This is a genomic window from Parabacteroides distasonis, assembly GCF_004793765.1.
GTDB lineage: Bacteria > Bacteroidota > Bacteroidia > Bacteroidales > Tannerellaceae > Parabacteroides > Parabacteroides distasonis_A.
In genome coordinates, this window is record NZ_SRYM01000059.1 from 1 (window position 1) to 24,697 (window position 24,697).

Annotated in this window: 26 protein-coding genes; 14 read left to right on the plus strand and 12 right to left on the minus strand. The window is 45.3% G+C overall.

From position 1 onward, the window contains the following. Nucleotides 1-728: 728 nt before the first annotated feature. Entirely contained in the window at nucleotides 729-1,181 is a 453-nt protein-coding gene (locus tag E5342_RS16080) for an HU family DNA-binding protein (RefSeq protein ID WP_022193232.1), read from the minus strand. A gap of 660 nt (nucleotides 1,182-1,841) precedes the next feature. Between E5342_RS16080 and E5342_RS16085 the strand changes: the two genes are divergently transcribed. The 4 genes from E5342_RS16085 (at nucleotide 1,842) to E5342_RS16100 (ending at nucleotide 5,913) form a co-directional block, all read left to right on the plus strand. After that, nucleotides 1,842-2,276 carry an HI0074 family nucleotidyltransferase substrate-binding subunit gene (locus E5342_RS16085; RefSeq protein ID WP_135959785.1) on the plus strand — a complete coding sequence of 145 codons (435 nt, stop codon included), beginning with the start codon at nucleotides 1,842-1,844 and terminating at the stop codon, nucleotides 2,274-2,276. A gap of 9 nt (nucleotides 2,277-2,285) precedes the next feature. Next, nucleotides 2,286-2,585 (plus strand): nucleotidyltransferase domain-containing protein, encoded by a 300-nt coding sequence (locus E5342_RS16090; RefSeq protein ID WP_135959786.1) that lies wholly within the window; start codon nucleotides 2,286-2,288, stop codon nucleotides 2,583-2,585. A 70-nt stretch (nucleotides 2,586-2,655) separates the two neighbouring features. Continuing rightward, nucleotides 2,656-3,849 (plus strand): exo-beta-N-acetylmuramidase NamZ family protein, encoded by a 1,194-nt coding sequence (locus E5342_RS16095; RefSeq protein ID WP_135959787.1) that lies wholly within the window; start codon nucleotides 2,656-2,658, stop codon nucleotides 3,847-3,849. Between the two features lie 6 nt (nucleotides 3,850-3,855). Beyond that, a complete protein-coding gene (locus E5342_RS16100) occupies nucleotides 3,856-5,913 on the plus strand; it encodes a TonB-dependent receptor plug domain-containing protein (RefSeq protein WP_135959788.1) in 2,058 nt (685 codons plus the stop codon). A 111-nt stretch (nucleotides 5,914-6,024) separates the two neighbouring features. Here E5342_RS16100 and E5342_RS16105 read toward each other — a convergent pair whose 3' ends face one another. The 3 genes from E5342_RS16105 to E5342_RS16115 form a co-directional block, all read right to left on the minus strand. Beyond that, complete coding sequence (locus tag E5342_RS16105) at nucleotides 6,025-6,474, minus strand: META domain-containing protein (RefSeq protein WP_135959789.1); 450 nt, start codon at nucleotides 6,472-6,474, stop codon at nucleotides 6,025-6,027. Beyond that, nucleotides 6,474-6,899: an META domain-containing protein gene (locus E5342_RS16110; RefSeq protein WP_005858961.1), complete on the minus strand. Its 426-nt coding sequence runs from the start codon at nucleotides 6,897-6,899 to the stop codon at nucleotides 6,474-6,476. The genes E5342_RS16105 and E5342_RS16110 overlap by 1 nt, the downstream gene beginning before the upstream one ends. 83 nt (nucleotides 6,900-6,982) lie before the next feature. Continuing rightward, on the minus strand, nucleotides 6,983-8,353 hold the full coding sequence (locus E5342_RS16115) for an MATE family efflux transporter (RefSeq protein WP_135959790.1): 1,371 nt from the start codon (nucleotides 8,351-8,353) through the stop codon (nucleotides 6,983-6,985). 145 nt (nucleotides 8,354-8,498) lie between these two features. Here E5342_RS16115 and E5342_RS16120 point away from each other — a divergent pair, with 145 nt between their 5' ends. The 3 genes from E5342_RS16120 to E5342_RS16130 all read left to right on the plus strand — a co-directional run bounded on the left by E5342_RS16120 (nucleotide 8,499) and on the right by E5342_RS16130 (nucleotide 10,497). Continuing rightward, a complete protein-coding gene (locus tag E5342_RS16120) occupies nucleotides 8,499-9,794 on the plus strand; it encodes a peptidoglycan DD-metalloendopeptidase family protein (protein ID WP_135959791.1) in 1,296 nt (431 codons plus the stop codon). 7 nt (nucleotides 9,795-9,801) lie between these two features. Next, a complete protein-coding gene (locus tag E5342_RS16125; RefSeq protein WP_121734913.1) occupies nucleotides 9,802-10,170 on the plus strand; it encodes a YccF domain-containing protein in 369 nt (122 codons plus the stop codon). 126 nt (nucleotides 10,171-10,296) lie between these two features. Then, nucleotides 10,297-10,497, plus strand: coding sequence for a hypothetical protein (locus tag E5342_RS16130; RefSeq protein WP_135959792.1), 201 nt, complete (start codon nucleotides 10,297-10,299; stop codon nucleotides 10,495-10,497). A 5-nt stretch (nucleotides 10,498-10,502) separates the two neighbouring features. Here the strand turns inward: E5342_RS16130 and murI are convergent, their stop codons facing one another. The 8 genes from murI to ribD all read right to left on the minus strand — a co-directional run bounded on the left by murI (nucleotide 10,503) and on the right by ribD (nucleotide 19,411). Next, nucleotides 10,503-11,333 carry a glutamate racemase gene (gene murI / locus E5342_RS16135; protein WP_121734914.1) on the minus strand — a complete coding sequence of 277 codons (831 nt, stop codon included), beginning with the start codon at nucleotides 11,331-11,333 and terminating at the stop codon, nucleotides 10,503-10,505. Nucleotides 11,334-11,424: 91 nt separating this feature from the next. Then, a complete protein-coding gene (locus E5342_RS16140) occupies nucleotides 11,425-11,919 on the minus strand; it encodes an OmpH family outer membrane protein (RefSeq protein WP_005858972.1) in 495 nt (164 codons plus the stop codon). 74 nt (nucleotides 11,920-11,993) lie between these two features. Then, on the minus strand, nucleotides 11,994-12,509 hold the full coding sequence (locus E5342_RS16145) for an OmpH family outer membrane protein (RefSeq protein WP_005858974.1): 516 nt from the start codon (nucleotides 12,507-12,509) through the stop codon (nucleotides 11,994-11,996). A 173-nt stretch (nucleotides 12,510-12,682) separates the two neighbouring features. Then, nucleotides 12,683-15,379 carry an outer membrane protein assembly factor BamA gene (gene bamA, locus E5342_RS16150; protein WP_135959793.1) on the minus strand — a complete coding sequence of 899 codons (2,697 nt, stop codon included), beginning with the start codon at nucleotides 15,377-15,379 and terminating at the stop codon, nucleotides 12,683-12,685. A gap of 14 nt (nucleotides 15,380-15,393) precedes the next feature. Then, nucleotides 15,394-16,137 (minus strand): isoprenyl transferase, encoded by a 744-nt coding sequence (locus E5342_RS16155; RefSeq protein ID WP_121734916.1) that lies wholly within the window; start codon nucleotides 16,135-16,137, stop codon nucleotides 15,394-15,396. An 11-nt stretch (nucleotides 16,138-16,148) separates the two neighbouring features. After that, a complete protein-coding gene (locus E5342_RS16160; RefSeq protein WP_121734917.1) occupies nucleotides 16,149-16,841 on the minus strand; it encodes a DUF6089 family protein in 693 nt (230 codons plus the stop codon). A 16-nt stretch (nucleotides 16,842-16,857) separates the two neighbouring features. Further along, complete coding sequence (locus tag E5342_RS16165) at nucleotides 16,858-18,234, minus strand: DUF6242 domain-containing protein (protein ID WP_135959794.1); 1,377 nt, start codon at nucleotides 18,232-18,234, stop codon at nucleotides 16,858-16,860. A 106-nt stretch (nucleotides 18,235-18,340) separates the two neighbouring features. Beyond that, entirely contained in the window at nucleotides 18,341-19,411 is a 1,071-nt protein-coding gene (ribD, locus tag E5342_RS16170) for a bifunctional diaminohydroxyphosphoribosylaminopyrimidine deaminase/5-amino-6-(5-phosphoribosylamino)uracil reductase RibD (RefSeq protein WP_121734918.1), read from the minus strand. A 56-nt stretch (nucleotides 19,412-19,467) separates the two neighbouring features. On the opposite strand from ribD, the gene E5342_RS16175 reads away from it, so the two are divergent. From E5342_RS16175 to E5342_RS16205, 7 genes are all read left to right on the plus strand, one after another. Then, nucleotides 19,468-20,424 (plus strand): N5-glutamine methyltransferase family protein, encoded by a 957-nt coding sequence (locus E5342_RS16175; RefSeq protein ID WP_121734919.1) that lies wholly within the window; start codon nucleotides 19,468-19,470, stop codon nucleotides 20,422-20,424. Next, nucleotides 20,421-20,921 carry a regulatory protein RecX gene (locus tag E5342_RS16180; protein ID WP_121734920.1) on the plus strand — a complete coding sequence of 167 codons (501 nt, stop codon included), beginning with the start codon at nucleotides 20,421-20,423 and terminating at the stop codon, nucleotides 20,919-20,921. Before E5342_RS16175 ends, E5342_RS16180 begins: the two co-directional genes overlap by 4 nt. Then, nucleotides 20,902-21,591 (plus strand): ComF family protein, encoded by a 690-nt coding sequence (locus E5342_RS16185; protein ID WP_135959795.1) that lies wholly within the window; start codon nucleotides 20,902-20,904, stop codon nucleotides 21,589-21,591. The genes E5342_RS16180 and E5342_RS16185 overlap by 20 nt, the downstream gene beginning before the upstream one ends. An 87-nt stretch (nucleotides 21,592-21,678) precedes the next feature. Continuing rightward, nucleotides 21,679-22,314: an orotate phosphoribosyltransferase gene (pyrE, locus tag E5342_RS16190; RefSeq protein WP_005858992.1), complete on the plus strand. Its 636-nt coding sequence runs from the start codon at nucleotides 21,679-21,681 to the stop codon at nucleotides 22,312-22,314. Nucleotides 22,315-22,336: 22 nt separating this feature from the next. Further along, nucleotides 22,337-22,750 carry an SRPBCC family protein gene (locus tag E5342_RS16195; RefSeq protein ID WP_121734922.1) on the plus strand — a complete coding sequence of 138 codons (414 nt, stop codon included), beginning with the start codon at nucleotides 22,337-22,339 and terminating at the stop codon, nucleotides 22,748-22,750. 13 nt (nucleotides 22,751-22,763) lie between these two features. Beyond that, on the plus strand, nucleotides 22,764-24,104 hold the full coding sequence (gene argH / locus E5342_RS16200; RefSeq protein WP_135959796.1) for an argininosuccinate lyase: 1,341 nt from the start codon (nucleotides 22,764-22,766) through the stop codon (nucleotides 24,102-24,104). Then, nucleotides 24,097-24,570, plus strand: a complete 474-nt coding sequence (locus tag E5342_RS16205; protein ID WP_121734924.1) for a Rieske (2Fe-2S) protein — start codon at nucleotides 24,097-24,099, stop codon at nucleotides 24,568-24,570. Before argH ends, E5342_RS16205 begins: the two co-directional genes overlap by 8 nt. Nucleotides 24,571-24,697: the final 127 nt, after the last annotated feature.

The following is a 24,697-nucleotide window of genomic DNA, read 5'->3' on the forward strand; positions in this document are numbered from 1 at the left end:
AACTAAATTTCAACAATTTCAAAGTACTCTTTCCGATTTTAATGGGACATCAATGAGAATATGTACCAGTTGATTCGAATCTCATAAATCCATTATACTCTTTATAGATAGTAAAATCAACTACTGGAAAAATCTTATGCAAAGTTTTTAATTCAGGAGAAATCCCCATTACCTTGCTAGGCATACTTAAACATAGCATTAGAATGAAGAAAGCTACATTACACAATCGACTCATAGAAATTAATCTCTGTCTCCCTGTTCCCCTCCGTTCGACATCGCTTTTATAAGGTTACAATAAAAAGAAGAGGCGTGGAAACTGTTTAATGCCTTATCTGTCATAGAGGTATCGCCAAACACCCACGGAACAAATAATAAACAACAGTCCCACGCCCTTATGTATAACATCTCTCCTATACAGGAAGAATATGTATATACCAAAGACGTGAGCGTTTTCTGTTGCTATTACACTTGTTCCGTTTTGAAAATTGGCGATTTTCTAATACAAGAATAATATCTTAAAAACGCTCTTCGTTAAATATGTCCTTCCGTTCGAAGCCTCTCCTGGCCGCTAAGTCTCGCTTAGCCACTACTTGGAATTACCGCAAAGATAACTCTTAATTATTTGTGAGCAAAGTTTATGACATGTAAAAATAGCATAAACGAAAGCCTCCGCCCAACAGCTTCCCCCTGCTGCCGGACTGGGGCTTTTTACTTACCTTCCCAAACGATTAGATCTCATCCGGGCTTTCGGAATCACCTCCCCCTTCGGAGGTTGTTTTGGAATCGTTCGTACTGTCCGTTACATCGAATTCGAATTCCATCGATTTCATCATCGTACGCAACTCCGCACTGGGAAGAAAACGTAGTTTCACGTGGTGGATAGAATCCACATTCGCCTCTTTCTCATCTAAACTGCTCTTCGCGTTAAAGGAAGGGACGAAGGTACCGAAACCCGTCACTTGCACGGAGTGGCCTTGCCGGATGAATGTCGTCATGGACTTCACCAATCCATAGACTACGGATTGAACCATTCCTAAATTAATACCTGAGACCGCAGCGACTTGATCGCAAAGGGCCTCGAAACCTACCACTGTAGCCCGATCAGGGACTATCACATACTTTTCGGTCTTCGACTTGTCAAAGCCGAATGCCTTTTTGATTCGTCTTACTCGTAAAGCCATATTTTTTCGCTTTTTTGAGTTCAACAATAAATGAATAAAAACTCCTGTTACTCTCCAAAGAGAATAAACCTACCCAGCCCAAACGATATAAAGAGAAACACACCTCTCATTGGTCGCTTGCGGGCAGCGGCTAAATAAATATTGATCTTGCGGGAGAGAAAAGTTTTCATTAAGGCTAGCTTAATCATCGAATTTAAAACCACCCCCGGGGAAAGGGCTGAAAAATGACACCTCTATTTATATAACGTATCATCGACTTTAAATTTCCATCACTAAGAAAATGATGCCTCTTTATTTATAACGCATCATCAAGCGTAAGAATCGCTACTCCCATTACGATACAAAAGTACAACTATTTTCTCTTCTTGCAAACATTTTCCTAGAAAACATTTCAATAAATAAGCATTTTATCTCTTCAACCCCTCTTTACCTAGAAATCCAGAAACTACTTAGTAAGTAGACCTTCATCTTCTTAGTAAGTAGACCAGACCTCTACTTAGTAAGTAAACAGGGGGTCTGCTTACTAAGTAGTTTCCATCCTGCTCATAGAGTAGATCCCGGACTATTCCTCAAGAGATTTCGGCTTATAAAGCGACAAGCCCTGTTTTGCGGATACGGAAGAAAAAGTTTATCTTTGCCCATATACAAAATAAGACGACTATGAGCAGGGATATTCGTTGGTTGCAACGTTTCGATAATTTCTCCAAAGCATGTGCCCGTTTATTGGAAATAACGGATACGATGGAATATGATGCTTTATCGGAACTGGAGAAAGAGGGGCTTATTCAACGTTTTGAATATACGTTTGAGTTGGCCTGGAAGGTGTTGCAAGATTATATGCAATATCTAGGGTTCCAATTCCAGACAGGCCCGAACACGACCCTTCAGTTGGCTTTTGAGAATGGATTGATAAAGGATCATGATCGATGGCGAAAGATGGCAAAAGCCCGAATCCTGACCTCGCATACATACAACGAGGGCGAGGTGGATGAGATCGCAAAAGGGATTTACGCAGACTACGCTCCCTTGTTAAGGGAACTAAGGGATTTGCTGATTATTCGTAAGAACGAGACGGAGAACAAAGATCTATTTTAATAGTTTATTATGTTTGGATTAAGCGATAACGTGGTTGAAGAGTTGCGTGAGGTATTTCGCAGGTATGGCAACATACGGCGTGTACTTATCTTTGGCTCGCGAGCCAAAGGCACGAGTCATGCAGGCTCAGACATCGACCTTGCCATGGATGGAGAAGATATCACCTTTGGCCAACAGCTCGACATAAACAACCGTATCGATGATTTGGGTTTACTTTACAAAGTCGACTTGCTTAATTATCAGAAACAAAAAGGGACTCCTATCGGGGAACATATCGACCGAGTAGGTAAAGTTTTCTATTCAAGATAGCCCCGCATTCATTTCTCACAAACATTTCGTACTTTCGCGATCAGTATACAGTGATATATTATATAATGTAATGAAACAGATCTTTATATTTCTAGTCATATTTTTTAGCTTGACGCCAACGGTTTATTCACAAAACGCCCCGTTAAAGCTAGGTGCCGAGCGGATGGATGTCGTCACCCGTTTGCTTAAGGATAAGCGGGTCGGATTAGTGGTCAACCAGACTTCCATTTTGGAAAAGCGGCAGATTCATTTATTAGATGCGCTAGTAGCGGAAGGCATAGACGTTAAGAAGGTATTCGCCCCAGAGCATGGATTTCGGGGAACCGGTGACGCCGGAGAGGAGATAAAAGACAGCCGGGACTTGAAAACAGGCATCCCCATCATCTCTATTTATGGGAAAAACAAGAAACCGTCCGCCGAGCAACTGGGCGACCTCGACGTGATTGTTTTCGACATACAAGATGTAGGTGCCCGTTTCTACACCTATATCAGTACGATGCATTACGTGATGGAAGCCTGCGCCGAAAACAACAAAGAGTTTATCGTGTTGGACCGCCCGAACCCGAATGACTTCGTAGACGGGCCGATCCGCCAGAAAGGATTCGAGTCTTTCGTCGGTGTCGATCCGCTCCCGATCTTGCACGGCTTAACCGTAGGGGAATTGGCATGGATGATCAATAAGGAAGGCTGGCTGAAAAGTACGCCCGATACCTGCCGGTTAAAGATCGTAAAGATGGAGAATTGGAAACACGGAGATCCCTATTGGTTGCCGATCAAGCCCTCTCCGAACCTCCCGAATGACCAGTCTATCCGCCTGTATCCGTCGCTTTGCTTTTTTGAGGCTACGAACGTTAGCGTGGGAAGGGGAACCTATTATCCGTTTCAAGTACTAGGTTTCCCGGATCCTAAATACGGGAATTTCACTTTTACCCCGACCTCCTTGCCCGGATTCGATACCAATCCCTTGCAAAAGGATAAAGTATGTTACGGCATCGATCTGCGGGAATATCCGTTCGAAGGAGGATTAACCTTGCGATTCTTCCTCGACTTCTACAATAAAGCGGGAAAGGATCAAGCCTTTTTCTTCTCCCGTCCGAACTGGTTCGATTTATTGGCAGGCACGAAGCAGCTCCGCTACCAGATCGTAAGGGGCTTATCCGAGAAAGAGATCCGGGAAAGTTGGAAGCCCGAGCTAGATCAATACAAGGCCATGCGTAAAAAGTATTTACTTTATCCGGACTATCCTACTCAAAATAAAAAATAAGAACGAATGAATTATTGGGAATCGCATACCCAAGTCGCCGTACGTTTCCGCCGATTCGACCGGAAACGTTACGCTGCATTCCGGAGTATGCACAAAGTCATTAACATTGGAGTCGTAACAGCAAGCACGTTACTATTCGCCCTGCCCGACACGGCGCAAGCTCAAAAGGCAATCGAGCCTAACCGGACCGGCGAGGAAGCTTCCGTAGAGCTGGAAGAGGTAGAAGTTACCGCCTCCCGTGCGCCTATCGCACGGAATCAAGCGACCAAGATCGTGACAGTCATTCCCGCCCGTGATATCGCGGCGGCACCTGTCACCAGTATCCAAGATCTTTTAGAATATGCCGTGGGAATAGACGTCCGGCAACGAGGAGAAGGAGGCACCCAAGCCGATATCTCCATCCGGGGAGGGACGTTCGACCAAATAGCGGTTCTCTTAAACGGGGTCAACCTCTCCAACCCACAAACCGGCCATTATAGTTTTGACCTCCCGGTGAATCTCTCGGACATAGAGCGCATCGAAGTGGTATCCGGCCCTTCTTCCCGTATATTCGGGGCCAGCGCTTTCGCCGGAGCGATCAATATCATCACGAAAACAGGAAAAGAGAACAGGATCTCGACCGACAATTACGCCGGAATGCATAAGCTATGGAAACTGGAAGCTGCCATTAATCACGCGACCACTCATTTCGGACAGCGCCTTTCCGCAGGGTATGCCTCGTCCGGAGGGTATATAGACAATACGGACTTCAAACAATTAAATCTTTTTTGGCAATCGGAACTTAAAAGCGAAGAGGCCGATTTCCAATTCCAAGCCGGATACAACGACAAAGGTTATGGAGCGAATAGCTTCTACTCCGCTTCCTACCCCAACCAATACGACAAGACTCGCCGCTTTTTCCTCTCCGCCGGAGGAGAAACACATGGCAAAATCAAGTTCACCCCCAAGGTATACTGGACCCGACATTTCGATCGGTACGAGTTGTTCCGTAGCGATCCCGCCGATTGGTATACAGGGCATAATTACCATGAGACGGAAGTATTCGGAGCCAACCTCAACGCCACGACACAGTGGAAACTAGGAAGAACCAGTATGGGCGTGGAATTCCGAAACGAGGGAGTAAAGAGTAATGTGTTAGGCAAGCCGATGAAGGAACCGCAGGATGTTCCTTTCGAGAAAGAGGGGCAATATCTAAAAAGCGATAACCGAAGTAACATCAGCTACTTTCTTGAGCATAACGTATTATTACGCCGCTTCACGTTGTCAGTCGGGGTCTTGGCAAACTATAATTCGGCCTTAAACGAAGGGATTCATTTCTATCCGGGAATAGATGCCAGTTACCGTATCGGGGACAATGTCCGTCTGTATGGGAGCTGGAACCGGGCATTGCGTATGCCGACTTTCACAGATCTTTATTATGAGGGTAAGACGAATAAAGGAAATCCGGACCTAAAACCGGAGGAAAGCGAGGCATTCGAGGTCGGACTGAAATACAACACTTACTTCCTCCGGGCTCATATAGCCGGCTTTTACCGAAAAGGCAAGAACATGATCGATTGGGTGAAAGAGAAACCGGAAGATATCTGGGAAAGCCGAAATCTGACAAAAGTCGATAACCTTGGTTTCGAGACTAACCTGAGTTTATTACCGAGGGAACTGGGCAACGAACGGTTCTTTATCCGGAAAATAGAACTGGGATATGCGTTTATCCATCAAGACAAGGATAGTGAGGGGTATATATCGAATTATGCGTTAGATTATCTGAAGCACAAGTTCACGGCTCAATTAAGCCATTCTATCTGGAAAGGTTTTTCGGCCACTTGGTATGTCCGTTGGCAAGACCGGGCCGGCAGTTATACTAAATACGAGAACCTCAAACCGGCTTATGAGGAAGATTACGCTCCTTATTGCTTAGTAGATGTGAAAGTAAATTGGGAATATAAGGGGTTAAATCTATATGCGGAGTTAAATAATCTGCTCAATTCCACGTATTATGATCTGGGAAATATCCCCCAACCGGGTATTTGGTTTAAGGCAGGATTCCGTTATAGTTTCAAATATTAATACCCAGTTGTAGAGACGGGGCGTGCCCCGTCTAATCCCCTCTAAATGGTAATTTAAATACTATCTGACGGTGGGAGACGGGGCACGCCCCATCTCTACAACTGGGTGATTTTATTTTTGCTTTTTGATCACCAACAACTTATCATTATTGGTCCCGAACAAAGCGATTTCCGTAACAGGAGCCGCCTCACCCTGTGCCTCAAAGCGCACCACCTTATTAAGCGCTTCCAGCAACTCCCGCTCGCCGCTCATATCCGGGCAAGCCATTCGGGTAGTCGCTACCTGTGGGAACTTAATGATATTTTTATAAGCATCATTATATTCGATCTTCCCCATCAACCGATTGCAACCGGCATTTCCTGAAAGCCCTTGACGAGCCACGTCGAACACCAAAACCTGATGAGTCTCCTCGGGATTCAACGTCCTACCGTTCATCTCCACGACACCCCATTCACCATCCAGATCCGAGAAAGAAGCTACCACCGCTTTCTTGGATTTACAGCCGGCGAACAAACTGACGCCTACCAAAAGCAGGCAAATATAAAAAAGACCTTTTCTCATTAATTTCTCTCCAATACTAATAATACATTACCATCTTGGTCTACCAGCAACATCTCATTCTCATCTTTTCCAGCCTTCACGGAACGAACCTGATCCATCGATTGAAGCACGCTCGTCTCCAAATCCATATTCGGACAAGCCATCATAGTCGTAGCACCCGGAGCGATCGTAATAGAAGATACATCTTCCGGATCTAACGTGATCGTCGTATTGAATAAATTACAGCCTGTATTTCCATGTAATTTCTTCTCAGCCATATTGAAGTCCATCTGCGGCAGGCCTTCTTCCAAGACTTTCTCACCTTTCACTTCTACCACATTCCATTTACCTTCCAACTTCTTCACATCTGTCTTGACGTCTGAACAAGAAAACATCATCCCAACGAAAGCGGGAAGCAAAAACGCATAAAACAATACCTTTTTCATCTTCATCATAATCTTTTATAAAATATCTATTGTAATTAATAAGACGCAAATAGAAGGCGAAATGTTCCCAAGAGCACCTTGTTTTAGTTTATATTAACAAGGTTCTTGATTAACATCCTCTTTTTCCACTTCTGCGTTCGCCATCGCAAACAGAGTACCGCTCCCCTAGAACACTCGTCCAAAGCGAACGCGAACCACATCCCCGCCAAGCCCAAACCGAACACGATTCCGAACATATACCCGCAGAACACGGCAAAGAACCACATACAGAATAACTCGATAATTACCGGGACCACGACGTCGCCTACCGAACGCAAGCAGAATAAGAACAGCAGTACCGTGGCCCGCCCTTGCTCCAAGAGTACATCTACCAGCAAGGCTCCCATCGCAATCGTTATGATTGCTTGATTCTCCGTGAATATCCCCAATAAAGGACGTCCCAGCAGATAAACCCCGGTACTAGCGACCAACGTAATCAGCAACGACCTCCTCCAAGCATACCAACTCAATAAATAAGCGGCTTGCTTCTTCCTCGCACCCACCAAATTGCCGGTACAAATAGAAGTAGCTTGCGCGATCGACAAAGAAAAGATATAGCCGATTATCACGATATTCATCACATAAACACGAGCTGTCAAGTACTCATTACCCAGCATATTGATAAAGTAGACTATCGTCACCTGCGAGGCATCATACGAGATTTGTTCCGCTGCCGAAGGTAAACCGATCTTCAACACGTCTCTCAACTTCTGAAACGGGAACGGACGGAAATAAGCCAAAGGGATACGAGGCACCAACCGCTTGAACAGCATGATAAACAAAAGTGTCATCGCCACTCCTCGGCAAACAGAGGTAGAGATTGCCGCTCCTTGCACGCCTAGGGCAGGGAAACCGAAATGGCCAAATATCAACGCATAATTTCCAAACACATTCAATACATTGATCAGCAAGGTCACCTGCATCGCGTAATTCGGCTTGTTCGCCGCACGGAGCACCGCCGATATCGTAAAACTAACCGCTTGGAAGAAACCGAACCCTCCGACAATGTGCATATAAGTCTCAGCGTCCGGCATCAGATCCGGACGGATATCCATCAGGACCAACATCTCCCTACCGAACAAGAAAAGCATCAAGCTGATCAAGCAACCGATTCCCGCATTAAACAGCAAAGACGTCCCTAATACCTGAATAAAACTTTTATGATCCTTCGCCCCGAAATAAAGGGCGCACATGACAGACGTTCCGGTCGTGGTAATATTGAACAGCAGAAATACCATGTTCAGCAATTGATTAACCACACCTACCGCCGCCACCGCATTATCGGAATGATGGCTCAACATAAGCGTATCCACCACGCCTAAAGTCAACATCAGCAAGGTTTCCAGAAAGATAGGCCCTGTTAATTTAAATAATTTGCCTCTCAGCCCTCTCGGGGCACGGAATAGTCTATACATGTCCATTGATCTGCTTTCTACCTAAACACCTTTTTTTACGAGTCCGCAAAGGTACAAAGCTTTACGTTAAATAGGTTTCGCTATTTCTATTATTTTCCGTAAGTTTGTATCCGGTTGAATAATCTTGATGAACAAACAAAGACAAATGGACAAGAAACTACCTATATGTATCGTATTACTCCTGTTGATAAGCTGTTTCTCCTGCAAGCAGCCCCAGCAACCCACCGAAGACGCGGATATGGATACGCAGTGGGTGGATAGCTCACAACATCTATATCAATACGGTGTCTGCATAGACTCACTGACCATACAAGAGTATTTGATGAAAAGCGGAGATAATCCCGCCGCCATCTTCTCCAGGCTGGGCTTCTCCGCCTTGAAAGCAGATAGCATCTGCAAGGCCGCAGCCCCCGTACTGGATCCTACGAAACTGAGGGCAGGTATGCATTATTACACATTCACCTCGGTCGATACTTTAGAGATGATACGGTACATCGCCTTCGCCAAATCCCTGACCGATTACGCCGTGATCGACTTGACCGGCGATACGATCAACGCCTATGAATACAACAAGCCGATCACCCTCAAGAAGAAATATACGGAAGGGGTATTAAATTCTTCCTTATGGAACGTGATCAAGGCCAACGGAGGTGATCCGTATCTGGCGATCAAGATATCGGACGTGTACGCTTGGCAAATCGATTTCTTTGACATCAAGGATGGAGACTCTTTCAAGATTATATACAATGAGGCTTACATCGACGATACCACCGCCTTGAGCATCGCCTCTATCGAGGGGGCTATCTTTACGCATCAAGGCAAGGATTTCGTGGCGATTCCTTTCACCCAAGACAGTATCTTCGAATACTTCGATGAGGAAGGGAACAGCCTTCGCAAGGCATTCCTGAAAGCACCGCTGGACTTTTTCCGGATCACATCCCGTTTTACGAACGCCCGTTTCCATCCGATCCTCAAACGATACCGGGCACATCATGGGGTTGATTATGCGGCACCGGCCGGTACACCGGTACGCAGCATCGGAGCCGGTACGGTTATCGCCAAAGGATATCAAAACGGCGGAGGAAATTTCTTGAAGGTGAAACATAACTCCGTATACACCACGACTTATATGCACTTAAGCCGTTTCGCTAAAGGAATCCAAGTAGGCAGCCACGTGCAACAAGGCCAAGAGATCGCTTATGTAGGCTCTACCGGACTCTCTACCGGGCCGCACCTAGACTTCCGTGTCCACAAAAACGGGCAGCCTATCGATCCGCTAAAAATGGAAGCTCCCCCCTCCGAACCGGTGAAACCGGCCTACAGGGATAGCTTCGCTTTGGTCAAGCGGCAAATCTTGGCGGAAATAGATAGCTTTCATGTAGCTACGGTTAGCAAGGCATCTGTTATATATGAAAAAGATAGTATCAACCATTTAAAATAACTAGTGTATGAAATTCTTGGGGAATATAATATGGTTACTCTTCGGAGGGATTATAACAAGCGTAGAGTATCTGATATCCAGTCTGATACTAATGGTAACGATTATCGGTATACCTTTTGGCCTCCAAACCTTAAAATTAGCGATACTGGCTTTATGGCCTTTCGGCAGCCGTGTCGTAGACGAGGGGAATTCGGGTGGCTGCTTATCGCTTATCATGAATGTGATCTGGATATTCGTCGGGGGCTTTTGGATTTGCCTTACGCATCTGGGATTTGGCCTTTTGCTATGTATCACGATCATAGGCATCCCTTTCGGCATGCAACATTTTAAGATGGCAGCTTTAGCCTTGGCACCTTTCGGAAAGAGCATCCAATAAGAGAACATCTGACTTTTCCGTAGAAGACAGACATCTGGCAAGAATTTAGGCTAGGATAAGGTATTATACCTATTTCTTTCTATACCTATAAGTTCTTCGCTTCTTATCTATTCTATAAATCACGGCATGGAACGTACAGACCACGACGTGGTTTGTACAGATCACGCCGTGAACTCTACAGACCACGCCGTGAACTCTACAGACCACGCCGTGATCTGTAGAATCATGCCAGATACGCAGACGAATTCATCCGATATCTTTCAAGTATTCATAAGGAAGGAGGGAAGTATAAATAGCGTTCATGTACATCTCCCTCACAGGGCCTAGGGGCGTTATAGCTCGATCTGGGAAACCGAAACCGGAGTATTCATGAAGATAGAGGCCGCCTCAGAAAACTTCTCTGCCGACTCCGTGGTAAGAAAACGGCAACTTCCTCCCTTCGTGAGTTTACGATCCATCTCCGGATGACGCCGTAAATAATCTCGCAAACTCTCCGCCACATGCTCGCCTTGCGAGAATAGAGTGATGCCGGAAGGAAGAAAAGCACGGATCTTATCGGTCAAAAGGGGATAGTGAGTACATCCCAAGACAAGCGTATCGATTTGCGGATCTACGGATAATAGATGGTCGATATGCTTTTTCACGAAATAATCCGCTCCCGGAGAATTAAACTCATTATTCTCCACCAAAGGAACCCACATGGGGCAAGCCTCGCCTGTCACTTGGATATGTGGGTACATCCTACCAATCTCGATCGTATAAGAATTAGACGTAATCGTACCGCTCGTACCTACGATACCGATATGTTTGGTACGGCTGATCGTATCCACCAGCTCAACCGTAGGACGGATGACTCCCAATACACGACGACCAGGATCCCATACGGGCAAGTCTTTTTGTTGGATCGTACGAAGTGCTTTCGCGGATGCCGTATTACAAGCCAAGATCACCAATTGGCAACCTGACTCAAACAAGCGCGATACCGCCTGACGAGTAAATTGATAAACAACCTCGAACGAACGAGTACCATAAGGAGAACGTGCGTTATCGCCCAAATAAACATAATCATAACCGGGCATCAGCTGATGGATCTTATCGAAAATCGTAAGTCCGCCATAACCTGAATCAAAAAGACCGATCGGACCGGGAGTTTGTGGAAACATATCAGAAACCTTTCTTTTATAAAGTACAAAGGGTGCAATCCTTTCGGAAAACACCCCCTCTTCTATTCTATAGAAAAAATTTTCTCGCTAATTACAAACCTAGTTTCGTACGAACAAACGGAGTTGCGTCTACAGCGTTAGTACCCGTATAAAGCAAAGCTGCCGGATCGATGATATACGTATATCCTTTCTCCTCGCCTACCTTCTGGATAGCCTCGTGCAACTTCTGTTGGATCGGTTGCAACAATTCCTGTTGTTTCTTTTGCACATCTTGTTGAGCTACCTGAACAAAGTTATCCATACGTTCTTGGATATCTTGAATCTCTTGCATTCTTCTCAACTTGATATTTTCTGTCAATGAATCCTGCTGTGCTACGAAGTCTGAATATTTCTTTTGGTATTCATCTTGCATTTGCTTCAACTCAACTCTATATTTCTCATTCAAGTCTGCCATTTGCTTTTCCATACCAGATACTTCCGGCATAGCCATAAACACCTCTTGAGTTTTTACAAACGCAATTTTAACTTCCTGAGCGATAGCTCCCAACGGGAGAATCATCAACAATAAAACAATAAGTTTCTTCATTTTTACTATATAATTACTTTGTTATTAATCAAGCTTTCACACCTTTCATGCATAAAGCGCACAAATGTAAGCATTTATTTTGAATATCCTAACTTAATCAGCACTTCATTGCTGATATCGATCTTCGGGGAAGCGAAAATAATGCTCATAGCAGAAGCTCGATCCCAAACAATTTGATATCCCTTGTCTTCCGAGATTTCTTTCACCGCATTATACACCTCGTCTTGAATCGGCTTCATCAAACTCTCGCGTTTCTTATATAACTCACCCTCAGGACCGAAATATTTACGTTTCAGATCTTGCGCCTCTTGCTCTTTCTTCACGATCTCTTCCTCACGTTTCGTTTTCATCTCGGCGGAGAGGAATACCAGGTCGCTCTGATAATTCTTATACATGTTCTGAGCTTCTTGCTGAATCGCTTCCACCTCATTTTGCCATTTCTTGGAAACTTGGCTCAACTGCTCATTAGTCATTTCGTAAGCCGGAATATTCTTCAATATATATTCCATGTCGATTAAAGCGAACTTCTGTGCCATGCCGGCAAAAGAACAAAGCAACATCAGACAGCTCAATGTGATAATCTTTTTCATACTCTCTTTATTTATAGTTCTACTTTATGACTGCAAATATAACAGAGGGTTTACTTACAGCCTACCAATATTCGTTAAAAGTATTTATTTAAACGTAGAGACGGGGCGTGCCCCGTCTCCACATACGGAACACGCCCCGTCTCTACATACGAAGCTATACCCGATCTATATTTTTAAAACTCCTGTCCGATGATAAAGTGCAGGTTACTACCGCTACGCTTACTACCCACCGGATAGTTCGGAGAATCGAAACCATACGCCCAGTCAAGTCCCATCAAACCGATCATCGGCAAGAAGATACGGACACCGACACCGGCGGAGCGTTTCAAGTTAAACGGATTGAAATTCTTCAAGTCAGTCCAAGCGTTACCAGCCTCCACAAATACCAATCCGTAGATCGTAGAGGAAGGCTCCAGCAAGAACGGATATCTCAACTCCATAGCCAAACGAGAATAAGCGTATCCATAAGAATTGTAACCACCATTACCGGCGATACTACCATTCTCATAACCTCTCAAACCGATCGTTTCCTGAGCATAAGTACTGGAGTAACCACTCATACCGTCACCACCCATATAGAAGGTCTCGAACGGAGACTTCTTATCTTTATTATAAGTACCTAAGAAGCCATACTCAACACGGGTCATCAATACCGGCGTACGTTTCACGGTCAACGGAGCCAACGGAGAGAAGATCTTCGCTTTGAACTTCCATTTATGATACTCGATGAATTTATATTTATCCGGGTCTGAGCTTGACATCGCCCCATAATCCTTATTATCAAACAAAGAATAAGGAGGCGTAGCCGCTACGGACAACATGAATTGTGAACCCTTACGAGTATACAACGGGTTGTCAATAGAGTTACGTTGCAACATCAACTCCAAGTTGATATTATGGCAATTTCCGTTATTAACCAAGAAATAGTCCCAATCATGCATCATATACAACTGATAGTTCAACGTCGCCATAAACTGGAAGTAGTCATCCGGCCAATTCAAGCGTTTACCATAACCGGCCGCTAAACCGAACATCATGATAGACTTATCCGGATCATAAGCGTACTCATAACTATTATTGTAACCATAGTTGCCATGATAGTTACTACCATAGCCATAACCGGGATAGCCATAACCATAACCGGGATAACCATAACCATAGCCCGGATAGCCATAACCATAGCCGGAATTGCTCAAATAATTGCTGCTGATATCGGTTTGCTTTGAGAAATAAGCACTGACAGACAATGTATTCGGTCGTTTACCGCCGAACCAAGGATCCATGAAGGAGATACTGTAAGCCTGATAGTAACGTCCGTTCGTCTGACCACTCAAGGTCAATGTCTGTCCCTCACCTTGCGGGATAATACCCTTATAGGTTTTCGGGTTCAAGAAGTTCTTCATAGAGAAGTTCGTAAACTTCAAACTTAACTTACCGATCACACCCGTCTGTCCCCAACCTGCGGAGAACTCAATCTGGTCATTTGCCTTGGAAACCAAGTTATACTCGATATCCACGGTTCCATTCTCAGGATCAGGCAGCGGCACCGGATTCATGTTTTCCGGATCGAAGTGTCCCATCTGGGCCAACTCGCGAACGGAACGCATCAAGTCGTCACGGCTGAACAACATACCCGGCTTCGTACGCAGCTCACGGCGAACGATGTCCTCATACAGACGATCATTACCATTAATGATAATACGGTTGATCGTTGCCTGCGGACCCTCTTGGATACGGATCTCTAACGAAATAGAGTCATTCGCGACATCCACCTCTACCGGATCGGCGTTGAAGAACAAATAACCGTTATTAAAATAGACATTCGAAACGGCATCCTCATCCGTACTCAAACGTTCGTTCAATTTCTTTTGATTATATACCTCGCCCGCTTTCATACCCAACACGGCCATCAAATAGTCCGTAGAATATTGCGTATTACCTACGAAGCGAATATCTTTCAAATAGTATTTCTCACCTTCATCCACTTTCAAGAAGATATCGACCTTCTTCTCGTCAAAGTTCGCTACGCTATCAAACAACAAAACGGCGTCACGATACCCATGCTCGTTGTATTTGGCGATTATATTTTTCTTATCGTTCTCATATTCCTCGGTGGTGAACTTCTTCGTGCTGAACATCTCCAAAATACTGGTTTTCCAGTCGTTCGGCAAGCTGAACTTCTCGTTCGTCTTCTTCATAGCCTTCTTCAGCTCCCGGGCGGTCAGTTTTTCATTACCCTCAAAATAGATACGATGGATCTTGGTCTTTTCATTCTTATCGATATTGATATCCACGATCACCTCACCCTCATTCGCAGGATCGTCCTTTTGTTCGATCTCGACATCCACGTTCTTAAAGCCCTTGCCATCGAAGAATTTCTGGATCACGATCTTGGCACGGTCCATGACGTTCGGCGTCACTTGAAAACCTTTCTTCAAGCCCAGCTTCGCCTCCAAGTCCTCACGCTCGCCTTTCTTGATACCGTGGTAATTGACTTGTGAGATACGCGGACGCTGCTTCAGCTGGATCTCCAGCCAAATCTGGTCGCCCTCGATCTTCGTCGCCAAGATCTTCACATCCGAAAACAAACCATGTTTCCAAAAACGCTTCACTGCTGTAGTGATCTCTTCCCCCGGTACGGTAATCTCATCGCCTACCGACAAGCCCGAGAAGCCGATCAACACAAAATCATCATAATTCTTGATACCCGTAATCTTTATATCCGCTATTTTGTATTTCTTCGCGGCCAACGAGTACGAAATGACCGGCACTTCTGCCGGCGCCTCAACTTGGGTAGTGTCTATTTCTTGAGCAAACGCACCGCAAGCGAAACCCAAGCAAATAAAAAACAGCACTATTCTTTTGTACATATAACAGCTATTGTTTATAAGATTAATTGCTCACTTGTCTTACCGAAACGACGCTCACGTTGCTGGTAATACAATATAGCCTCATACAACTCTTCTTCTCTGAAATCCGGCCAAAACACATCCGTAAAGAAGAATTCAGCATACGACAACTGCCATAGCAAGAAGTTACTGATGCGTTTCTCTCCTCCGGTCCGTATCAAAAGATCGGGATCGGGGATATTCTTGGTCGTCAAGTGGTCCGAGACCATGGCCTCGGTTATATCATTAGGGTTTATTTTCTGCTCCAATACCTCTTGGGCGAGCTGTCTAGCCGCTGTGGTGATCTCCCATCGGGAAGAATAACTAAGCGCCAGGACAAGTGTGGTTCCCGTGTTCGCCGAAGTAGTATCGATACATTCTTGCAATGTATTATAAGCATCCTCACGCAAGCGGGAAAGATCGCCAATGGCGGTAAGGCGAACATTTTTCTTCATCATGTCCGGAGTCTCCCGGTGAATGGCGGAGACCAGTAAGCTCATCAATGCTTGGACCTCTTCTTCCGGACGATTCCAGTTCTCGGTAGAGAAAGTGTACAACGTCAGATATTTCAATCCGAGTTGAGTGACCGCATCCATAATCTTACGGACCGAAACAACGCCTTCTTGATGCCCGAAGCTACGGTCTTTCCCCTTCGCCTTGGCCCAACGTCCGTTTCCGTCCATAATAATTGCCACGTGCCGTGGCAAGCGATTCTTGTCTATTTTCTCAATCAACGACATTTTTTATCTTACTAATATTCACTTATATTTTTCGCATTGTTACAGGTGCGGCACCTCAGGCCGAAATCCCATGTAACAGACAATAACAAGAAAGAGTACCAATCTTTATTCTTAAGAGCGCTACCCTTAATACCATACGGATCGTCCAACATGTCCTTTCCCTCTAGGCCATCGCCAAATAACTTACGAAACGAGAACTCGCACCCTAAATTGAGGCGGTTCTTAATCTTATATTTCATGCCCACGCCTAATGGAATATTCGGACTGGCGAAAGTCTTCCCGCCACCCGGAGCCACCGTCAGCCCTATGCCCACCAAGACATAAGGAGAGAAACGTTTCGCCCCCGCATAGTCGAACTTATCGCTATACGGGAAAAAGTTGAACTCTGCCTGTCCCCCCAACTCCATGATACTACGGTTGAAAGAGGTTTGGGCATTATTCGGAAAAACGTTCTCCATACCTTCGGTCTTACCGGACACCTGTCCCCACATCAAGTTGGCCTTCAAAGCCCAACGAAAGTTGATGTTATACCGGAACACGGCTCCCACTGCCGGATTCATTCCTTTAAATATCGCATTCTTATTGGCATCGCCCATATAAAAGGCACCACCAGCCATACCACCGATCTCGTACTTATATTCCTGCGCCCAAAGCGTAGGGACCGTACCCGCCAATAGGATAATTATGAGAAGCCTCTTATACATCTCCTATCGAACTTTTCTATTCCTTTGGAATCAAACGATTGATACGGCCTCTCCAAAGTTGATTCAAGTCATTGGAGCCGGTACTGCTCTTTCCTCCGAAAATGTTCACAAAATTCTCTTTATCCACAAGGATCGAGGAAAAACCTCTCGCCGCATAGTCAGTCGGTAGCACCATCATCGAGTCGATCAACGACCAAGATATACCGTGATCTATCGATTGATACATATCTTTCAATGCCTTGTTCGAAGCGTCGACACCTCCGATCAAGAAAAACTTATCGTCATACTTAGTGATCATCGCTCCCTCACGTTTCGTGAAGTTAGCGTCGCCGGAAGCCATCAATGCCCAAGAGACACCATCCATGGTCGCCCAAGTCGTATTAACCACATGGTTGTCCGCAGTACGTCCGCTGGCGGTCATCAAGTACTCATGATACATAGCGGCATATTGGAGATTGCTAAATCCGGTAACTGGGAATCCGCTAGGCACCGCATCTCCGGCGATCCACTCCATAGACTCGTTCATCGCATAGAACGCTAGCTTTCCTTCCTGATCCACGATCGTAGCTAAGGCGGAAGGCTGTTTCGTACCCTGCTTCACGCTACCCAAAACGTATTTCACGGAAGGGGTATTCTCTACAGCGCTCCAAGCCAAGCCATCCTCGGATCTATATAAAGTGCCATTCGTAGCCGGCACATATAAAGCATTGTTATACTCGGTAATCTGGGAGATCAAAAGCCCATCGGAAGGCAGACTGGTCAAAGATAATGACTGCCAGCCCTTAGGTGCGCTTACCGGAGCGTAATATAATTGGTAAGGTTTACCAGACTCGGCGGGTTTCACATACATAAAGTAATTCTCCGATCCATTATAATCGTAGGTTACCACCTTCTGTTCCTTCACGGTAATGCCAATCATAGGATTCGCATACATACTCCAAACCATAGAGTCAGGAACCACTTGATGGATATTCACCTGTGCCATATAGACTTTGGTCGTGACTTGGTCATACGCATGAACCACGAACTTTACCGGAGCAGAGAAATTAATGGAGTCCGATAAATTGTTTAAATAATAAGTAGAGTCAGGATAAGCATACGGGCTTACCTCTATACCACTAAGCGCATAGCTACTGGCTGCTGTAATTGTACAAACAACTTTCTCGATCTTCGTACCAAAAGGCAGAGAATCGATGTTAAAAATCCGCCCCGTCAACTGGTCGATCGTAAACTTCACGGTATCCAACCCCGAAATAGAATCACTACTTAGTTTAAAAGAGGATATTTGGCAATTCTTAACCCATTCTATATCAGCGATATCTTCTGATTTCAAACAAGAAGACAACACTAATGCAAAACAACCTGTTATAAATAGTACTAATTTATTTTTCATCAAAAACATAAGTTTGTCGCATATAAAGGCACAAAAGTAGAAACATTTTTTGCTTTCACCCTAATACCTGCTAATATTTATAATATTTTAGTTGATTATATGAGCCTTAAAATTCATCGTTATGATTTAAAATTTCATAGTTATGATTTTTAATGCTCATAACAGAACGTCTGGAGATGCCGCTAACAGCCTCCTTTCCAAGCATCGGCGCATGCACCCCTTGATACAGGCGAATCGGAGCCGTTTCCACCCTCGCCTCGTCCCATACATCCGCTTCCACGAAAGAATTAATCAACTGGACCCCACCTTCCACCAATAAGGAATCCAACTTCCGGGCAGCAAGATGATCTAGTACTTGCCGGATCACCGGACCGTCGAAATCAATCCGGATATACTCCACATTCTCCCGGTTTTCCAGTTCCCTCTCCGTAAATATTAATGTACGTAAGGAACCATCCAGTAACCGATAAGAATCGGGAATAACAAGCCGGCGATCCAATACGACCCTAACCGGAGAATTACCGGACCAATGGCGCACGTTCAATGAAGGATTGTCCAATAAAGCAGTCCGTGTACCGACCATGATAGCCGCCACCTCCGAACGAAGTTTATGTACCAAGCGGGAAGTCTCCGGAGAAGACAAAACCGTGACCGGCTCCGACATGTCCGTACGTAAACGGTCTATAAAACCATCCTCACTCTGCGCCCATTTCAAGATAATATAAGGACGGCTTTTCAGTTGGAGCGTCATAAACGCCTTGTTCAACGCACGGGCTTCTTCTTCCATCACACCTGTGACAACCTCGATACCAGCTTCACGTAACATACGCACGCCTCGCCCCGACACCTCGGGAAAAGGATCCAAGCAACCGACCACCACCCGTGGAATCCCTTTCCGGATGATCAACTCGGCGCAAGGAGGCGTCTTCCCATAATGAGAGCAAGGCTCCAGACTCACATAAATCGTACTGCCTTTCAACAAAGACTCGTCTTTCACGGAAACGATAGCATTCACCTCGGCATGCGCCTCCCCACATTTCCTGTGAAATCCCTCACCGATAATACGGCCCTCATGTACAACCACCGCACCAACCATCGGATTCGGACTGACATTTCCCCTCCCTCCTTTAGCCAGCTCGATACAGCGAGCCATGTATTTCTCTTCAACCTCTACCATAATCTTTGCATATAAACGGTTTTTACACTACTTTCGCGATAAAACAAGAGAAAGATATGACTGAGACCGTCGCCTACATCCGAAATTCCCTCAAAGATATTTATCCTCCCGGCGAAACCCAAGCGCTCGTCCGGCTCATCATGGAACGTGTTTGCGGTCTTTCTACCTATCAACTCTTGCTAGGCAAAGATAAAGAATTATCTGATACGGAGAAATTTAAAATCAAGGAGATTGTAGAAGGACTTCGTTTATACAAGCCCATACAATACTTATTAGGCATAGCGGATTTTTACGGGATGGAATTTAAGGTGACGCCGGACGTATTGATTCCCCGCCCGGAAACCGCCGAGTTGGTAGAACGGATCATCACGGATTACCGAAGCCAAGCCCCTCGTATATTAGATATTGGTACGGGAAGCGGCTGTATCGCTATCTCCTTGGCGAAACATCTTCCGAGGGCCGAGGTAGCGGCGGTAGATATATCCCCCGAGGCACTTACCGTAGCCGAGGAGAACGCCCGACTGAATCAAGTTTCCGTATCTTTCCTCGAATTGGATATCCTTTCCGAAGGTAATCCCAGTTTCATGCAAGGGAAACTAAAGTTTCACGTAGAAGAAACAAAAGTTTCACATAAGGAAAACAAAAGTTTCACGTACATGAAACCAAAATCCCATACGGAGGAAACCACAGCTTCTTTTATAGGCAACTTCAACTGCATCGTCAGTAACCCTCCTTATATAATGGATAAGGAGAAAGCGACCATGGAAGCGAACGTTTTGGAGAACGAGCCTCACATGGCCTTGTTCGTTCCCGATGACGATCCGCTTCTCTTTTACCGGGCCATCGCCCGCTTCGGACAAAGGCATTTGATGGAAGGCGGGCATCTCTACTTCGAAATCAACGCCCTTTGCGGAAAAGAGACCGTAGCGATGCTGCGTCAAGAGAATTACACCGAAGTCGAACTAATACAAGATCTATACGGAAAAGACCGTATCGTAAAAGCAAAAATATGAAAGAGATAACCGAACCCGAGATGTTGCACCGGGCAGCCGCCTATTGCTCCGCCGCCGAGCGGTGCATACAAGACGTACAGAAAAAGATCGATGCCGCCGGACTTCCACCCGAGGCTTCCGAACGCATCATCGCCCGATTACAGAAAGAACGGTTTATCGACGAATCCCGTTACACCCGTTTCTTCGTGAACGATAAGCTACGGTTCAATAAATGGGGACGGGTAAAAATAGGCTACGAACTTTATAAGAAAAACATCCCCTCCCCGATCCGGGAAGAATCGCTCGCCGCCATCGACGAGGGAGAATACCGCACTATCTTGCTAGATTTACTAAAAAGCAAAAAAAAATCGACCAAAGGTAAAAACGAGCGGGACACATTCAACAAGTTACTCCGTTTCGCCGCCGGACGAGGTTTCGAAAGCCGGATCACGCTGGATTGCCTCAGCCAATTATTCAAAGGAACAGACTGCGAGGATTATGCCGACGATATGGAATAATCTGCTCAACCTGTTTTTCCCAAACTTATGTAAAATATGTAAACGACCACTCGTCGAGGGAGAAGAACAAATTTGCCTGAAATGCCTATGTGACCTGCCGCACACGGGATATCATCAACAGGCGAACAACCCCATCGAGCAACTTTTTATCGGAAAGAACCGGATCGAATACGCCACCGCTTATCTACGATACGAGAAAGGCGGAAAAGTACAAAGCCTGATACACTCGCTCAAATACCATGATAATAAAGAGCTGGGCTATCTGCTCGGACGGCAGATAGCGAGAGAGCTGCAAGCGGATCACAGCCCGATATGTACCGTAGACCTCCTCATCCCCGTTCCCCTGCATCCCCGCAAAAAACGGCAAAGAGGCTACAACCAATCCGAATGGATCGCCTCCGGCATCCGTTCCGTCTGGGATATCCCTATCGATACGCAAAGTCTGGCCCGCACCACCCATACAAACACCCAAACCCATAAGGCCATTTATGACCGCTGGCTAAATGTATGTTCCATTTTTAATGTCATCTATCCGGAAAGCTTAAAAAACAAACATATCCTACTCATAGATGACGTAATCACCACCGGAGCCACGATTTCCGCTTGCGCAAAGGCTTTATCCGGGATTCCGGGCATACGCATCAGCATCTTAGCCCTGTCTATCGCATAAATATTAATAAAAAATTAACGCTCGATATTCAAGGTAATGTCATTCAGTTTACCTATTTTTGCAGACCGATATAAATATTAGGATTGTATGAAAACACTGGAAAGTTTAGTAGCAGAAAAATTATTAAAGATTAAAGCCGTAAAATTGCAACCGGCCAATCCGTTTACTTGGGCATCCGGCTGGAAATCTCCGATCTACAATGACAATCGAAAGACTCTTTCTTACCCGGTCGTTCGTAGCTTCATTAAATTGGAGTTGGCTCGTGTGATTAGTGAAAAATTCGAGAACGTAGATGCCATTGCCGGTGTTGCCACAGGTGCGATCGCTCAAGGTGCTTTAGTTGCCGATTTATTAGGATTGCCATTCGTATACATCCGTTCTACACCAAAAGATCACGGATTGGAAAACCTTATCGAGGGAGAATTGAAACCGGGTTCCAAAGTAGTGATCATTGAGGATTTGGTGTCTACCGGAGGTAGCAGTTTGAAAGCCGTACAGGCCGTACGTAACTTTGGTTGCGATGTAGCGGGTATGGTAGCTATCTTTACTTATGGATTTCCGGTAGCGGAAGCCGCTTTCAAGGACGCTAAAGTGACATTGACTACATTGAGTAACTACGACGCTGTCTTAGAAGAAGCTGTCCGTACGCATTATATCGACGAGTCTGAGATTGCGGTTCTCCAGGAATGGCGTAAAGATCCGGCTAACTGGGACCCAAAATAAGTAATAAACAAAAAGACACTCAATGACTGAAGAATTTGTGAGTGAGGTCAAACAGATCCCACACAATGATGAACGTATCTTCACGATGTTGTCCGATCTTTCCAATTTGGAACGTATCAAGGATCGCATCCCGCAAGATAAAATAAAAAAATTTGAATTCGACAGCGATACCTGTAGTTTCGCTGTCGATCCCGTTGGAAAAATTACCTTCCAGATCGTAGAAAGAGAGCCGAATAAATTAATCAAGTTCACGACGACCAACTCTCCTGTTCCCCTTTTCTTATGGATACAATTGAAACAGGTGGCCGAGGACGACACACGGTTAAAAATCACGGTTCGTGCCGATCTGAATCCGTTCTTGAAACCAATGGTATCGAAACCTTTGCAAGAGGCTGTGGATAAAATCTCGACCGTTATCGCCTCCTTGCCTTATTAATTCCTTTTTCATTATGGCTCAGAAACTTTGGGAAAAAAATGTACAAGTAGATCATGAAGTAGATATTTTCACGGTAGGTAAGGACCGTGAGATGGATCTTTACCTCGCTAAATATGACGTATTAGGCTCTATGGCGCATATCACGATGCTGGAAAGTATCGGTTTGTTGACCAAAGAGGAACTAAACGTCTTATTAGCAGAATTACGGAATATATACGCCGTAGCGGATCGTGGAGAATTCATCATCGAGGAAGGCATCGAGGATGTGCACTCGCAGGTGGAATTAATGCTTACACGTCGTTTGGGCGATATGGGCAAGAAGATCCATAGCGGGCGTTCCCGCAATGATCAGGTTCTATTGGATCTGAAACTTTTCACCCGTTCGCAAATACAAGAATTGGTTGAGTTGGTTTCCGGCTTGTTCGACGTTTTGATCTCCCAGAGTAACCGCTACAAGGATGTACTGCTTCCCGGATATACGCATCTACAGGTAGCTATGCCCTCTTCGTTCGGACTTTGGTTCGGCGCTTATGCGGAGAGCTTGGTAGATGATTTGCAACTTATGCAAGCCGCATACCGTATTTGCAACCGCAACCCGCTGGGTTCCGCCGCCGGATATGGTTCATCCTTCCCGCTAAACCGCCAGATGACTACGGATTTATTAGGTTTCGACTCGCTGGACTACAATGTGGTATACGCCCAGATGGGACGTGGCAAGATGGAACGCACCGTGGCTTTCGCTATGGCAGGTATCGCCGCTACGCTCTCCAAGTTGGCGTTCGACGCTTGTATGTTCAATAGCCAGAACTTTGGCTTCATCAAACTGCCGGATCAGTTCACGACTGGCTCCAGTATCATGCCGCATAAGAAGAATCCGGATGTATTCGAGTTGACACGCGCCAAATGCAATAAGCTCCAAGGCCTGCCTCAACAAATCATCTTGATAAGCAACAATCTTCCTTCCGGTTACTTCCGGGATCTCCAGATCATCAAGGAAGTCTTTCTTCCTGCTTTTGACGAGCTGAAGGATTGCTTACGCATGGTAACTCATATGATGCGTAAGGTAAAAGTGAACGAGCATATATTAGACGATGACAAATATTCCCTATTGTTTAGCGTAGAGGAAGTGAACCGCCGTGTTTTGGCCGGAATGCCTTTCCGTGACGCTTATAAGCAAGTAGGTTTGGATATCGAGGCCGGTAAATTCGTTCCTTCGAAGAGCGTTAACCATACACACGAAGGCAGTATCGGTAATCTATGTAACGAACCAATCGCCACCATGATGCGTAGCGTGATAGGTTCTTTCTCTTTCGAACGGCAGAATGAAGCTGAAAAGAAATTGATCCATGGATAAGATAAGACGGATATTTCCTCTTTTGATCTTGTTTACGCTATTATCTTGCGCAGATACGATAGAGACTCGTATTCCCTATCGTATCGTTAGTCTAGAATTAGACCTCACTTATCAAGATAAGGCGTTAAATGCAATACAAGCATACAAGATCTACACGCAAGCAAATATAGATCAAGATCGTGAGCAAACAGGTTTTGGAGGTGTATTGGTTTATCATGGATTGTCCAGTAACGGAACCGGAGCATTCTTTGCGTTCGATGCCGCTTGTCCTCATGAGGCATCCGCTAATATCATCGTAGAAGTGGACGAATCCGCAGTATATGCTATTTGCCCGAAATGCGGTAGTAAATTTGAGCTTTTAAACGGCATCGGTAATCCGGTGGAAGGGCCTTGCGCAGAGGAAAAACAAGCCCTCAAACGATATGTTGTCAATACAAACGGTAATAAAATTTACATCCACAATTAAAATTTTTACCGAAAATGTTTGGTAGTATAAATATTTGTACTACCTTTGCACTCGCAAAAGAGAAACAAACAATGCGGAAGTAGCTCAGTTGGTAGAGCATAACCTTGCCAAGGTTAGGGTCGCGGGT